Source organism: Pseudomonas sp. 18173, from assembly GCF_050432945.1.
Classification (GTDB): domain Bacteria; phylum Pseudomonadota; class Gammaproteobacteria; order Pseudomonadales; family Pseudomonadaceae; genus Aquipseudomonas.
Map to the genome: position 1 here is coordinate 319,654 of NZ_JBKFTN010000003.1, position 15,109 is coordinate 334,762.

The following is a 15,109-nucleotide window of genomic DNA, read 5'->3' on the forward strand; positions in this document are numbered from 1 at the left end:
AACCACGCTCCCGATCAGAAAAATGCTTATAATGCCCAGCGTTTTTTTTCCGCATTTGCTCAAGCGCGGGTCGTTCTCATTTAGCCCGAACCCTGTTGCCCAATTCATTTTTGTCCTGGATGTCCAAAAGCCTTGATTCGTCTGCTGAAGTTTTTCGGTTGGTCCATCGTCGCGGTTTTCTGCGGACTCCTTCTGGGTCTGAGCGGGGCGTACCTCTACCTTAGTCCCGGGCTGCCGTCCGTGGAGGCGCTGAGAAGCATCCAGTTGCAGATTCCATTGCGGGTCTACAGCAGCGATAACAAGTTGATCGCAGAATTCGGCGAAATGCGCCGTACTCCGATCCGTTTCGCCGACATTCCCCCCAATTTCATCAATGCGTTACTAAGTGCTGAAGACGACAATTTCGCCAACCACTATGGTGTCGATCCGAGCAGCCTGATGCGTGCCGCGACCCAGCTGGTCAAAAGCGGACACATCCAGTCCGGCGGCAGCACGATCACCATGCAGGTGGCGAAGAACTTCTTCCTGACCAGCGAACGCAGCTTTTCGCGCAAGACCACCGAGATCCTGCTGGCCCTGCAGATCGAACGACAGCTGACCAAGGACGAGATCCTCGAGCTGTACGTCAACAAGATCTATCTGGGCAACCGCGCCTACGGTATCGAGGCGGCGGCGCAGGTCTATTACGGCAAATCGATCCGTGATGTCAGCCTGGCGCAGATGGCGATGATTGCCGGCCTGCCCAAGGCGCCGTCGCGCTTCAACCCGCTGGCCAACCCGGCGCGCAGCAAGGAGCGTCGCGACTGGATCCTGGGGCGCATGTACAAGCTCGGAAAAATCAGCGAGGCCGACTACACCGCGGCGGTCAACGAGCCGCTCAACGCCAGCTATCACGTGCCGACTCCGGAAGTGAACGCCCCGTACATCGCCGAAATGGCCCGCGCCGAGATGGTCGGACGCTATGGCAGCGACGCGTACACCGAAGGCTTCCGCGTCACCACCACGGTGCCGAGCGACCTCCAGGAACTGGCCAACACCGCAGTCCACGAAGGCCTGATGACCTACGATCAGCGCCACGGCTATCGCGGCCCCGAGTCGCGCCTGCCGGGCAAGACTCGCGAAGCCTGGGCAACCGAGCTGACCAAACAACGCACCATCAGCAGCCTGGAACCGGCCATCGTGACCCAGGTCGACAAGAACGGCCTGCAAGTGCTGACCCGCACCGGTCAGGAACACGTGAGCTGGGACACCATGAAATGGGCCCGGCCGTTCCTGAATACCAACAGCATGGGCGCCAACCCGAAACAACCGTCGGACGTGGCCCAGGTCGGCGATCTGATTCGCGTGCAGCGCCAGCCGGACAACTCGCTGAAGTTCAGCCAGATCCCGCAGGCCCAGGGCGCACTGGTTTCCCTGGACCCGCAGAACGGTGCCATTCGTTCGCTGGTCGGCGGTTTCGCCTTCGAACAGAGCAACTACAACCGCGCGTTGCAGGCCAAGCGCCAGCCGGGTTCGAGCTTCAAACCGTTCGTCTACAGCGCTGCACTGGATAGCGGCTACACCGCCTCCAGCCTGGTGAACGACGCACCGATCGTGTTCGTCGACGAGTACCTGGACAAGGTCTGGCGTCCGAAGAACGACACCAACACCTTCCTTGGTCCGATTCGCCTGCGTGAAGCGCTGTACAAGTCGCGCAACCTGGTGTCCATCCGCTTGCTGCAAGCGATGGGTGTGGGCAAGACCATCGACTACATCACGCGTTTCGGCTTCAACAAGCAGGACCTGCCACCCAACCTGTCCCTGGCACTGGGCACCGCGACCCTGACGCCCATGGAAATCGCCACTGGCTGGAGCGCCTTCGCCAACGGCGGCTACAAGATCACCCCGTACATCATCGACAAGATCGAAAGCCGCAACGGCGACACCCTGTTCGTCGCCAACCCGCCGAGCGTGCCTCAGGGTGGCGCGGCCAGCGATGGCATTGCTGCGCCAACTGCCCAAGCCTTCACGGTCAACGCAACGCCGGGCGAAGCCCCGGGCGCCACGCCGACGCCACAGGCACCCGCGGTGGCCGAACGCATCATTGACGGGCGCACCACGTACATCCTCAACAGCATGCTCGAGGACGTGATCAAGCTCGGCACCGGTCGCCGCGCACTGGCCCTGGGCCGCCCCGACATTGCCGGCAAGACCGGTACGACCAACGAATCCAAGGACGCCTGGTTCTCCGGCTACAACGCCGATTACGTGACGACCGTGTGGACCGGTTTCGATCAACCGGAAAGCCTGGGTCGCAAGGAATTCGGCGGCACCGTCGCACTGCCGATCTGGATGAACTACATGGGCCCGGCGCTCAAAGGCAAACCGCCGCATACGCAGCCGGAGCCGGAAGGCATCCTCAGCCTGCGCGTCGATCCGGTCAGCGGCCGCGCGGCCAGCCCGGGCACGCCAGGCGCCTACTTCGAGCTGTTCAAGGCCGAAGACACGCCACCGTCGGTCAACGAGATCGGCAATGGCACGGTACCGGGCAGTCCGTTGCCAGCGGATGAACAGGCACCGATCGATTTGTTCTGATCACGGCATCAACTAAAAGCCCCGCTCTTCTTCTGGAAGGCGGGGCTTTTTTTGTATCCGGGTTTCCTGTCAGATCGCTTTCGCGAGCAGGCTCGCTCCCACAATGGAACGCGTACCCCTGTGGGAGCGAGCCTGCTCGCGATGGCGATCGGACAGACAACACAAAGGCAACAGGCAATAAAAAGCCCCGACTCTAACGAGCCGGGGCTTTTGGTTGAAGCGCTACAACGGCTTAGCCGTTGAACACGTCATCCACGCTTTTCAGCGGGTAGTTCTTCGGATACGGCAGGGTCGCCACACCGGTCTCGATGGCGGCTTTGGCCACGGCATCGGAGATCAGGGTGATCAGACGGGCATCCATTGGCTTCGGAATGATGTACTCGCGACCGAATTCCAGCTTGATGCCGCCATAGGCGTCGCACACTTCCTGAGGCACTGGCAGCTTGGCCAGCTCACGCAGGGCGTTGGCCGCCGCCACTTTCATTTCTTCGTTGATGCGCTTGGCGCGAACGTCCAGGGCACCACGGAAGATGAACGGGAAGCCCAGTACGTTGTTGACCTGGTTCGGGTAGTCGGAACGACCGGTGGCCATGATCACGTCGCTACGGGTAGCGTGTGCCAGCTCCGGGGAGATTTCCGGATCAGGGTTGGAGCACGCGAACACGATCGGGTTGGCCGCCATGGACAGCAGGCCTTCAGGGCTCAGCAGGTTCGGGCCGGACAGGCCTACGAACACGTCAGCGCCTTGCAGGGCGTCAGCCAGGGTGCGCTTGTCGGTCGCGTGAGCGAACACAGCCTTGTACTGGTTCAGGTCGTCACGGCCGGAGTGGATCACACCGGTACGGTCGACCATGTAGATGTTTTCGATGTTGGCGCCCATGCTCACCAGCAACTTCATGCAGGAGATGGCGGCAGCGCCGGCACCCAGGCAGACGATCTTGGCTTGCGACAGGGTTTTGCCAGCGATTTCCAGGGCGTTGATCATGCCGGCGGCGGTCACGATAGCGGTGCCGTGCTGGTCATCGTGGAATACCGGAATATCGCACTGCTCGATCAGGGCGCGTTCGATTTCAAAGCACTCTGGTGCCTTGATGTCTTCCAGGTTGATGCCACCGAAGGTGATGGAGATGCGCTTGACGGTGTCGATGAAGGCCTGCGGGCTTTCGGAGTCGACTTCGATGTCGAAAACGTCGATGCCGGCGAAGCGCTTGAACAGTACGCCTTTACCTTCCATCACTGGCTTGGAAGCCAATGGGCCAAGGTTACCCAGGCCGAGAATCGCGGTGCCATCGGAAATGACTGCAACCAGGTTGCCTTTGCCGGTGTACTTGTAGGCCAGTTCAGGATCGCGGGCGATCTCGCGTACTGGTTCGGCTACGCCCGGGCTGTAGGCCAGCGACAGGTCGCGAGCGGTAGCAGTGGCCTTGGTGAGCTCGACACTCAGCTTCCCTGGACGAGGATTGGCGTGATATTCGAGAGCGGCAGTTTTCAGATCAGACATTTTGGCATTCCGCTTTTACTGTTGGACAGACTGGTCAGCGAGGATACGCGCCTCGCAAAGTCCCCACAAGACTGACTGGTCACCCCTGTCAAGCGCCCTGCCCTACGACTTTGGGCCAAGAGCCACGGCACACAAGGGCTTGACTGTTCACAATCGACAGAAAAAATGTCTACAATTTTTTATCACGGTTCCGCTTGAAGCATCGCCGGGTCGGTCAAGGGCAACATCCAGCGCGCCTGACCTTCCTTGAGACCGCCTTTGCGCGAGCGATCCAGCACCCAGCCACGCGCCTCGACCTGCTTGCCCTTGAGGCTTTCCAGCGAACTCACATCGAAACGCGCCAGCAGATTGGGTGCAACGCGCAATACAACCGAGTCCTGCAACTCGATCCAAACTCCGCCGCGATTGCGTTGCACCTTGCTTACACGACCGCTGAGCACGGCAAAACCGGAAGCGCTGATCTGATCCGCTTTCAGTACAGGCGACTGGCGCCAGACACCCAACCCGGCCTGTCGAGCGTTGCGCTCTGCGGCTTGCTGACAGTCGACCAGATCGACATTCGGTGCCACGGCCACCAGAAAACCCAGGCCTTCAGCGAGCATCTGCGCTTCCAGGTTGGCACCATCCACCCCGTAGACATGGGCCAGGGTGCGGCCGTAATGATCCTTGCCTTCTTTGCCAGGCACCAACCCGACCCGCCCGTCACTCGCCGCCACCAAGGCTTCGAGGCGTTTGCGCGCGGCCACGGCGAACGGTTCGTCGGAACGGCCCTTTTTGCCCAGCTCCGGCGTGTTCAAGCCGATCATGCGCACATTGCGACCATCGCTCAGGCGCAGGGTGTCGCCGTCCACCACCCGCTGCACCGCAACAGGCGTCAGGCCGCTTGGCGCCGGGCAAAAGGCCTCGGCGCCAGGCAGCCAAATCGCGGACATAAAAAAGGCGCCCGCAAGGGACGCCTTCTTCATCAGCATGGAAAAACCGTGGCGGCTTCCCAAGTTGATCGGCCTTAGGCCTTTTTCGCGCCGAAAGCACCGAAACGGTCGGCGAACTTCTGTACGCGACCACCGGTGTCCAGAGTCTTCTGCTTACCGGTGTAGAACGGGTGGCATTCGTTGCAAACGTCGATCGCCATGGCTTTGCCGAAGGTCGAACGGGTTTCGAACTTGTTGCCGCAGCTGCAGGTAACAGCAACTGCTGGGTATTCTGGATGGATATCAGCTTTCATGGTGTCTTCCTCAGGCTAGCGTGCCGCCACCCAACACTATTGTTGAATACCGCACGTAATTAGGCCGCGGATTCTACCAGACAATCCTGATCACGCAAGCTGTCGCTTCTACCGACCGTCTGCTAGGCTCCCGACCCTTGAGCACACTCCAATGTGGGAGCGAGCAGGCTTGCTCCCACAGGTCATGCATCACCCTTCTTTGCTTATCGAGATCTCCCGCGTGCCCGACGCCATTCTGCGCCTCGCCCTGCCTTCGCCGCTGCGCCGCCTGTTCGACTACCGCGCTCCGGCCGGCGTCCTGCGCAGCCAGCTGCACCCCGGCATGCGCCTGCGGGTACCGTTCGGCCGGCGCGAGATGATCGGCATCCTGGTGGAAGTCACCAACACCAGCGAAGTGCCGGCCGAGAAACTCAAGCCGGCCCTGGCCCTGCTCGACGCCACCCCGCCGCTGCCGCCCGCGCTGTTCAAGCTGTGCCTGTGGACTTCCCAGTATTACCAGCACAGCCTCGGCGACACCTTGAGCTGGGCGCTGCCGGTGCTGCTGCGCCAGGGTGAGCTAGCCGAAGCGCGTCAGGAACGTTTCTGGTCCGCCGCGCCGGGCGCCAGCCTCGATGATCCGCGCATCGCCCGCGCCCCGCGCCAGCGCGAAGCACTGGCCACGCTGGCCCAGCATCCCCACGGCGTCGCCCATCAACTGCTGAGCAAACTGATGCTGAGCAAGGACAGCCTGGATTTGCTGCTGGCCAAGGAGCTGGTGCAAGTCGAGATCCGCCGCCACGCTCCCGGTGCACGCCACGAACACTGGCTGGCGCAACCGGAACTGCCGCTGAACCCGGAGCAACGCGCCGCCTATGAGGCGATTCGCGCCGGCTTCGACAGTTATCACGCATTCCTGCTGGCCGGCGTCACCGGCAGCGGCAAGACCGAAGTCTATTTGCAGTTGATCCGCGAAACGCTGGAGGCCGGCAAGCAGGCACTGGTGCTGATCCCGGAAATCAACCTGGGCCCGCAGACCCTGGCGCGCTTCGAGCAACGCTTCAATGCCCGCATCGCACTGATCCATTCGGCGGTGAATGACCGCGAACGCCTCGACGCCTGGCTGGCCGCCCGGGACGGTGAGGCCGACATCATTATCGGCACGCGCTCGGCCCTGTTCACGCCGATGAAGAACCCCGGCCTGATCATCATCGACGAAGAGCACGACGGCTCCTATAAACAGCAGGAAGGCTTGCGCTACCACGCCCGCGATCTGGCACTGGTGCGGGCGCGACAGGAACGCATCCCGATCGTCCTCGGTTCCGCCACCCCTTCGCTGGAAAGCCTGCACAACGCCTACACCGGCCGCTACGGACTCCTGCGCCTGAACGAGCGCGCCGGCGGTGCCAAGCAGCCGCGCTTCCTGCGCCTGGATGTCAAAAGTCGCCCGCTGGACAGCGGCATTTCCGGGCCGATGCAGCAAGCCATCGGCCAGACCCTGGCCGCCGGGCAGCAGGTCCTGGTGTTCCTCAATCGCCGCGGCTTCGCCCCGACCCTGTTGTGCCATGACTGTGGCTGGATGTCCGAGTGCCAGCGCTGCGATGCGCGAATGACCGTGCATCAGCGTTACGGCGAGTTGCGCTGCCATCATTGCGGCTATGTCGAACGAGTGCCGCGCCAGTGCCCCAAGTGCAACAAGGTCGACCTGCGCCCCGTTGGCGCCGGTACCGAACGGGCCGAGGAGCGCCTGGCGATCCTGTTCCCGGACTATCCGGTGCTGCGGGTCGACCGCGACAGCACATCGCGCAAGGACGCGATGAACCAGTTGTTCGCAACCATTCAAAAAGGCCAGCCGTGCATCCTGATCGGCACGCAAATGCTTGCCAAAGGCCACCACTTTCCGCGGGTGACGCTGGTGTCGATCCTCGACGCCGACGGCGGCCTGTTCTCCGGCGACTTCCGCGCCAGCGAGCGCATGGCACAGCTGATCGTCCAGGTCGCCGGCCGCGCAGGCCGCGCCGAAGAGCCGGGCAAGGTGATTATCCAGACGCACCTGGCCGACCACCCGCTGCTGGTGCAACTGACCGAGCAGGGCTATTTCGCCTTTGCGGAGCAAGCCTTGAGCGAACGGCGTGCGGCGGGCTTGCCGCCATTCGCGCATTTGGCATTGCTGCGAGCCGAGGCGCACAAACCGGGCCAGGCCGAAGGCTTCCTTGATGAGGCCTGCAGCGAGGCCGAGCGTTTGCTGGCCGAGCAGAACCTGACCGGCATCGAACTATTGGGGCCGGTACCGGCTCCGATGGAGCGTCGGGCCGGGCGATATCGAGCGCAGTTGTTGCTGCAGGCGACGGCGCGGGCGCCTTTGCATCGGTTGCTGGCCAGCTGGTTGCTGGTGCTGGAACAGATGCCGAGCGGGCGGGCGGTGCGTTGGTCGCTGGATGTTGATCCCGTCGACTTGTATTAGTAGAAAGATTGTTATCGCGAGCAGGCTCGCTCCCACAGTTGACCGCGTTGCTCAGGAAAACCCGGTTCCCTGCTCGTGATGACGGCCAATTTGTCACCACACATCCACATCCTGCCTGCTAAGGTTGGCAAGCCCGACTTCGCAACGGATAATGCCCAGTTTTTCCACCAGCGCACGATGCGCCGCCGCGCCTGCGGTCGAAAGAGAAGACCATGAAAGACACCATTCGCCAGCTGATCCAACAAGCCATCACCCAACTCGTCAACGAAGGTGTGTTGCCTGAAGGCCTGTCGCCGGCGATCCAGGTGGAGAACTCCCGCGACAAGAAGAACGGTGACTTCGCCAGCAACATCGCCATGATGCTGGCCAAGCCGGCCGGCATGAAACCCCGCGATCTGGCGGAAAAAATCATTGCCGCGCTGCCGGCTGACGAAAACGTCGCCAAGACCGAAATCGCCGGCCCTGGCTTCCTGAACTTCTTCCAGAACACCGACGCCCTGGCCGCACGCCTGGACGCCGCCCTGGCCGATGCCAACATCGGCGTGCGCAAGGCCGGCCCGGTACAGCGCACCGTGGTCGACCTGTCGGCGCCGAACCTGGCCAAGGAGATGCACGTCGGCCACCTGCGCTCGACCATCATCGGTGACGGCGTGGCCCGTGTGCTGGAGTTCCTCGGCGACACCGTGATCCGTCAGAACCACGTCGGCGACTGGGGCACCCAGTTCGGCATGCTGATGGCTTACCTGCAGGAAAACCCGATCACCAGCGACGAACTGTCGGACCTGGAAAACTTCTACCGCGCCGCCAAGCAGCGCTTCGACGAATCCGAAGAGTTCGCCGACCGCGCCCGTGGCCTGGTGGTCAAGCTGCAGGCTGGCGATGCCGATTGCCTGGCGCTGTGGACCAAGTTCAAGGACATCTCGCTGTCGCACTGCCAGAAGATCTACGAACTGCTCAACGTCAAGCTGACCATGGCCGACGTGATGGGCGAAAGTGCCTACAACGACGACCTGATCAATGTGGTCAACGACCTCAAGGCCGCCGGCATGCTGGTCGAAAGCAACGGCGCCCAGTGCGTGTTCCTCGACGAATTCAAGAACGCCGACGGCGACCCGCTGCCGGTGATCATCGTCAAGGCTGACGGCGGCTACCTGTACGCCACCACCGACCTGGCGGCCGTGCGCTACCGCAGCGGCACGCTCAAGGCCGATCGCGCGCTGTACTTCGTCGACCAGCGTCAGGCCCTGCACTTCCAGCAAGTGTTCGCCGTGGCGCGCAAGGCCGGCTTCGTGACCCATCCGATGGAAATGGAACACATGGGCTTCGGCACCATGAACGGCGCTGACGGCCGTCCGTTCAAGACCCGTGATGGCGGCACCGTGAAGCTGATCGACCTGCTGACCGAGGCCCAGGAACGTGCCTACACCCTGGTCAAGGACAAGAACCCGGAGCTGGCCGAAGCCGAGCTGCGCAACATCGCCAAGGTCGTGGGCATTGGCGCGGTGAAATACGCCGACCTGTCCAAGCACCGCACCAGCGACTACAGCTTCAACTTCGACCTGATGCTCAACTTCGAAGGCAACACCGCGCCGTACCTGTTGTACGCCTACACCCGCGTGGCCGGCGTGTTCCGCAAGCTCGGCAAGGACTTCAGCGAAGTCGAAGGCCAGATCGTTCTGGAAGCGGCGCACGAACACGAACTGGCGGCGAAGCTCGCGCAGTTCGGTGAAATCCTGAACAACGTGTCCGAAAAAGGCACCCCGCACATCCTCTGCACTTACTTGTACGACGTCGCCGGCCTGTTCTCCAGCTTCTACGAGAACTGCCCGATCCTCGCCGCCGATACCCCGGCACAAATGCAGAGCCGCCTGCGCCTCGCCGCGCTGACCGGACGCACCCTCAAGCAAGGCCTGGAACTCTTGGGCCTGGAAACTCTGGAGCGTATGTAAGTTGGCTGCCAAGAAAAAACCTGCACCCAAGCGTGGCGCCAGCCGTTACCAAGCTCCTGCAAAACAACCGATTCCGGGCTGGCTGTGGATGGCCATCGGCCTGACGGTCGGCGCGTTCATCGTATTCCTGATGAAACTGGAACCGGGCAAGGGCAGCGACACGGTCAAGCGTGAAAAGGTCGAGCAACAGCAACAACAGAAAGCCACCAAGATCGCCGAGGCCAACAAGACCCCGCCGAGCCCGACGCAGCCTGTGAAGCCGAAGTACGACTTCTACACCTTGCTGCCGGAATCGGAAGTCATCGTGCCGCCGGATGCCGTGCCGGAAAAAACCCTGCCGACGCCACAAGTGCCGGCCATCCCGACAACGCCGGTCACCCCGGCCGAAGCGGCGAAAATCGACACGGCTCGCGCCCAGGCAGCCCTGGCCGGGATCACACCGCCGCCAGCGCCTCCGGTCAAGGCGGCACCGGTGACCAAATTCTTCCTGCAGGCCGGTTCGTTCCGCAAGGAGGCCGATGCGGACAAGGTCCGGGCGCAGATCATCCTGCTGGGCCAGGCTGTTTCGGTCGAGTCCGGCACGGTGAAGGACGAGACCTGGTATCGGGTACTGGTCGGGCCGTTCAGCAACCGCGAACAACTGACCACCGCCCAGAAACAATTGGCCGGCGCCGGCTTCAGCAATCTGTTGTTACAACAACGCCAGAGCCGCTGAACCGGTCGGCTAATCCGCGTCTTCGTTCTTCGCGAGCAGGCTCGCTCCCACAGGGTTTAATCGGCCCCTGTGGGAGCGAGCCTGCTCGCGAAGGCGTCAGCACTGCCTCCATACGCAAGAACACCGCTCGTCCCCCGTCTCCGTCCACAGTTGAAATCCTTTCCACCACCCCCATATGTGTTGGCATAAGGCATTTTCGCCCTGCTGCGTGGAGACTCTTCCCTTGACCACCATCGTTTCAGTTCGCCGCCACGGCAAAGTCGTCATGGGCGGCGACGGCCAGGTTTCCCTCGGCAATACCGTGATGAAAGGCAACGCGAAAAAAGTTCGTCGCCTGTACCACGGCCAGGTCATTGCCGGGTTTGCCGGCGCCACCGCGGACGCCTTTACCCTCTTCGAACGTTTCGAAGGCCAGCTTGAAAAACACCAGGGCCACCTGGTTCGCGCCGCCGTCGAACTTGCCAAGGAATGGCGCACCGACCGCTCCCTGAGCCGCCTAGAAGCCATGCTCGCGGTCGCCAACAAAGACGCCTCGCTGATCATCACCGGCAACGGCGACGTGGTCGAACCGGAAGACGGCCTGATCGCCATGGGCTCCGGTGGCGCCTACGCCCAGGCCGCCGCCAGCGCGCTGCTGAAAAAGACCGACCTGTCGGCCCGGGAAATCGTCGAAACCGCCCTCGGTATCGCCGGCGACATCTGTGTATTCACCAACCACACCCAGACCATTGAGGAGCAGGACTGCGCCGAGTAAGCCCGTGCAGCCCATCGCACCACGGCTCATTCTTGCTTGAGGTCCACTGAATATTATGTCCATGACTCCCCGTGAAATCGTCCACGAACTCAACCGCCACATCATCGGCCAGGACGATGCCAAGCGCGCCGTCGCCATTGCCTTGCGCAACCGCTGGCGCCGCATGCAGCTGCCTGAAGAGCTGCGTGTTGAAGTCACGCCAAAAAACATCCTGATGATCGGCCCGACCGGCGTCGGTAAAACCGAGATCGCCCGTCGCCTGGCCAAACTGGCCAACGCACCGTTCATCAAGGTCGAAGCGACCAAGTTCACCGAAGTCGGCTACGTCGGCCGCGACGTCGAATCGATCATTCGTGACTTGGCTGACGCTGCGATCAAGCTGCTGCGCGAACAGGAAATCGTCAAGGTACGCCACCGCGCCGAAGACGCTGCCGAAGAGCGCATCCTCGACGCCCTGCTGCCCCCGGCACGCATGGGCTTCAGCAGCGACGATGCCCCGACCCAGGATTCCAACACCCGCCAGCTGTTCCGCAAGCGCCTGCGCGAAGGTCAGCTGGACGACAAGGAGATCGAAATCGAAGTCGCCGAAATGGCCGGCGTCGACATCTCCGCGCCACCGGGCATGGAAGAAATGACCAACCAGCTGCAAAGCCTGTTCGCCAACATGGGCAAGGGCAAGCGCAAGAGCCGCAAGCTCAAGGTCAAGGAAGCGCTCAAGCTGGTGCGCGACGAAGAAGCCAGCCGCCTGGTCAACGATGAAGAGTTGAAGGCCAAGGCCCTGGAAGCGGTCGAGCAGCACGGCATCGTGTTCATCGACGAAATCGACAAGGTCGCCAAGCGTGGCAATTCCGGTGGCGTCGATGTATCCCGCGAAGGCGTACAGCGCGACTTGCTGCCGCTGATCGAAGGCTGCACCGTCAACACCAAGCTGGGCATGGTCAAGACCGACCACATCCTGTTCATCGCTTCCGGTGCGTTTCACCTGAGCAAGCCGAGCGACCTGGTGCCGGAGCTGCAAGGTCGCCTGCCGATTCGCGTCGAACTCAAGGCCCTTTCGCCAGAAGACTTCGAGCGCATCCTCAGCGAACCGCACGCCTCGCTCACCGAGCAATATTGCGCGCTGCTGAAAACCGAAGGCCTGGGCATCGAGTTCCAGCCGAGTGGCATCAAGCGCATCGCGGAGATTGCCTGGCAGGTCAACGAGAAAACCGAAAACATCGGTGCCCGTCGCCTGCACACCTTGCTCGAGCGCCTGCTCGAAGAGGTGTCGTTCAGCGCCGGCGACCTGGCCAGCGCCCATGACGACAAGGTGATCCTGATCGACGCCGACTACGTCAACAGCCACCTGGGCGAATTGGCGCAGAACGAAGACCTTTCCCGTTATATCCTGTAAGCCATACTTGTAGGAGCGAGCTTGCTCGCGATGAACTTGAGGGCAACGCGTTTCTTCGGAAAACACGCGTTATCGTTAACGTCCATCGCGAGCAAGCTCGCTCCTACAGGGTTCCATCCAAAACGGAACGGCGCTCATGACCCAACTTCCCACCGACATCAAGCTGCACAAAGCCTCGAAAACCCTGTCGCTGAAATACGCGTCCGGCGAGGAATACACCCTGCCCGCCGAATTCCTGCGCGTGCACTCTCCTTCCGCCGAGGTCCAGGGCCACGGCAAACCCATCCTGCAATTTGGCAAGATCAACGTAGGCTTGACCAAGGTAGAACCGGCCGGTCAGTACGCACTGAAACTGACCTTCGATGACGGTCACGACAGTGGTCTGTTTACCTGGGAATACCTCTACGAACTGGCGCGACGTTATGACGCACTCTGGGATGATTACCTGGCCGAACTGAAAGCGGCCGGAAAAACCCGCGATCCGAACGAATCCGTCGTCAAGCTGATGCTCTAGCCTGAGCCTCTTGCTCTTTAGAGGGCATTTTCTAATTTCATCTGTTTGAATGCTCCGCTCCAGGGCCGCCGATTGGCCTGCTTGCGAAAAAAATTAAAGTCGGGTAACCAATGGAACTGGCAAGTTCCCTGCAGTGCTCTCTGCATTAGAAAAGCAGCGATGCAGTATTAACGGTCACCCCGAGCAGTAGTACCTGGCATTGGCTGTGTGACTACACAGCAGGACCCGGTACTCGTCTCAGGACAATGGAGCGTCGTAGATGAGTAACAAGAATAACGATGACTTGAAGTATCAAGCCTCGGAAAACACCTTGGGGCTGAATCCTGTCGTTGGACTGCGTGGAAAGGATCTACTGGCTTCTGCTCGCATGGTACTCAGGCAGGCCATCAAACAACCGGTTCACAGCGCCAGGCATGTTGCGCATTTCGGTCTTGAACTCAAGAACGTGCTGCTCGGCAAATCCGAACTGCAGCCGACCAGCGATGACCGTCGCTTCGCGGATCCGGCCTGGAGCCAGAACCCGCTCTACAAACGTTATCTGCAAACCTACCTGGCGTGGCGCAAGGAACTCCACGACTGGATCGACGACAGCAGCCTGCCGGCCAAGGACGTCAGCCGCGGGCACTTCGTGATCAACCTCATGACCGAAGCCTTTGCCCCGACCAACACGGCGGCCAACCCGGCGGCGGTCAAGCGCTTCTTCGAAACCGGCGGTAAAAGCCTGCTCGATGGCCTCTCGCATCTGGCCAAGGACCTGGTGCATAACGGCGGCATGCCGAGCCAGGTCAACATGGGTGCATTCGAGGTCGGCAAGACCCTGGGTGTGACCGAGGGTGCGGTAGTCTTTCGCAACGACGTGCTGGAGCTGATCCAGTACAAGCCGATCACCGAGCAGGTGCATGAACGCCCACTGCTGGTGGTACCGCCGCAGATCAACAAGTTCTACGTCTTCGACCTGAGCCCGGAAAAAAGCCTGGCGCGGTTCTGCCTGCGCAACAACGTGCAGACCTTCATCGTCAGCTGGCGCAACCCGACCAAGGAGCAGCGCGAGTGGGGCCTGTCGACCTACATCGAAGCGCTCAAGGAAGCGGTTGACGTGGTCACCGCCATCACCGGCAGCAAAGATGTGAACATGCTCGGTGCCTGCTCCGGCGGCATCACCTGCACCGCGCTGCTGGGCCACTACGCGGCAATCGGCGAGAACAAGGTCAACGCCCTGACCCTGCTGGTCAGCGTGCTCGACACCACCCTGGACAGCGACGTGGCCCTGTTCGTCGACGAGCAGACCCTTGAAGCCGCCAAGCGCCAATCGTACCAGGCCGGCGTGCTGGAAGGCCGCGACATGGCCAAGGTCTTCGCCTGGATGCGCCCCAACGACCTGATCTGGAACTACTGGGTCAACAACTACCTGTTGGGCAACGAACCGCCGGTCTTCGACATTCTGTTCTGGAACAACGACACCACCCGGTTGCCTGCGGCGTTCCATGGCGACCTGATCGAGATGTTCAAAAATAACCCGCTGACCCGCGCCGATGCACTGGAAGTGTGCGGCACGCCGATCGACCTGAAGAAGGTCACCGCCGACATCTTCTCGCTCGCCGGCACCACCGACCACATCACGCCGTGGCGCTCCTGCTACAAGTCGGCGCAGCTGTTCGGCGGCAATGTTGAATTCGTGCTGTCCAGCAGCGGGCACATCCAGAGCATTCTGAACCCGCCGGGCAATCCGAAATCGCGCTACATGACCAGCACCCAGATGCCCGCCAACGCTGACGACTGGCAGGAAGAGTCGACCAAGCACGCCGACTCCTGGTGGCTGCACTGGCAGGCATGGCAGGCACAGCGTTCGGGCAACCTGAAAAAAGCACCGGCAAAACTGGGCAACAAGGCCTACCCGGAAGGGGAAGCCGCGCCAGGCACTTACGTGCATGAGCGGTAACTGACACACCTCGCTATCCCTGTAGGAGCGAGCTCGCTCGTGAAGGACGTTAACGATAACGCGTGCAATCTGGATAACGCGTTGCCCGCACGTTTTTCGCGAGCA

The 15,109-nt window shown here is 61.6% G+C and carries 11 protein-coding genes; 8 read left to right on the plus strand and 3 right to left on the minus strand.

All coding sequences use genetic code 11. The features are described 5' to 3' along the window. Positions 1–135: 135 nt before the first annotated feature. Complete coding sequence (locus tag ACLD1X_RS05280; RefSeq protein WP_429366463.1) at positions 136–2,574, plus strand: penicillin-binding protein 1A; 2,439 nt, start codon at positions 136–138, stop codon at positions 2,572–2,574. Between the two features lie 232 nt (positions 2,575–2,806). On the opposite strand, the gene ACLD1X_RS05285 is transcribed toward ACLD1X_RS05280, so the two are convergent. From ACLD1X_RS05285 to rpmE, 3 genes are all read right to left on the minus strand, one after another. After that, positions 2,807–4,075 (minus strand): malic enzyme-like NAD(P)-binding protein, encoded by a 1,269-nt coding sequence (locus ACLD1X_RS05285; protein ID WP_429366431.1) that lies wholly within the window; start codon positions 4,073–4,075, stop codon positions 2,807–2,809. Positions 4,076–4,257: 182 nt separating this feature from the next. After that, entirely contained in the window at positions 4,258–5,046 is a 789-nt protein-coding gene (locus ACLD1X_RS05290; protein WP_429366432.1) for a thermonuclease family protein, read from the minus strand. Between the two features lie 35 nt (positions 5,047–5,081). Then, positions 5,082–5,300, minus strand: coding sequence for a 50S ribosomal protein L31 (rpmE, locus tag ACLD1X_RS05295; protein WP_007989302.1), 219 nt, complete (start codon positions 5,298–5,300; stop codon positions 5,082–5,084). Between the two features lie 220 nt (positions 5,301–5,520). On the opposite strand from rpmE, the gene ACLD1X_RS05300 reads away from it, so the two are divergent. From ACLD1X_RS05300 to phaC, 7 genes are all read left to right on the plus strand, one after another. Beyond that, positions 5,521–7,740: a primosomal protein N' gene (locus tag ACLD1X_RS05300; protein WP_429366433.1), complete on the plus strand. Its 2,220-nt coding sequence runs from the start codon at positions 5,521–5,523 to the stop codon at positions 7,738–7,740. Positions 7,741–7,952: 212 nt separating this feature from the next. After that, positions 7,953–9,689, plus strand: a complete 1,737-nt coding sequence (argS, locus tag ACLD1X_RS05305; protein ID WP_429366434.1) for an arginine--tRNA ligase — start codon at positions 7,953–7,955, stop codon at positions 9,687–9,689. Position 9,690: 1 nt separating this feature from the next. Beyond that, positions 9,691–10,404: an SPOR domain-containing protein gene (locus ACLD1X_RS05310; RefSeq protein ID WP_429366435.1), complete on the plus strand. Its 714-nt coding sequence runs from the start codon at positions 9,691–9,693 to the stop codon at positions 10,402–10,404. 223 nt (positions 10,405–10,627) lie between these two features. Beyond that, positions 10,628–11,158, plus strand: a complete 531-nt coding sequence (hslV, locus tag ACLD1X_RS05315; RefSeq protein WP_007975582.1) for an ATP-dependent protease subunit HslV — start codon at positions 10,628–10,630, stop codon at positions 11,156–11,158. A 55-nt stretch (positions 11,159–11,213) separates the two neighbouring features. Continuing rightward, complete coding sequence (gene hslU, locus ACLD1X_RS05320; protein WP_429366436.1) at positions 11,214–12,551, plus strand: ATP-dependent protease ATPase subunit HslU; 1,338 nt, start codon at positions 11,214–11,216, stop codon at positions 12,549–12,551. Between the two features lie 136 nt (positions 12,552–12,687). Then, the gene (locus ACLD1X_RS05325; RefSeq protein ID WP_008017032.1) at positions 12,688–13,065 is read left to right on the plus strand and encodes a gamma-butyrobetaine hydroxylase-like domain-containing protein; all 378 of its coding nucleotides are present in this window, start codon (positions 12,688–12,690) and stop codon (positions 13,063–13,065) included. A 259-nt stretch (positions 13,066–13,324) separates the two neighbouring features. Beyond that, positions 13,325–15,004, plus strand: a complete 1,680-nt coding sequence (phaC, locus tag ACLD1X_RS05330) for a class II poly(R)-hydroxyalkanoic acid synthase (RefSeq protein WP_429366437.1) — start codon at positions 13,325–13,327, stop codon at positions 15,002–15,004. The last annotated feature ends 105 nt before the right edge of the window (positions 15,005–15,109 follow it).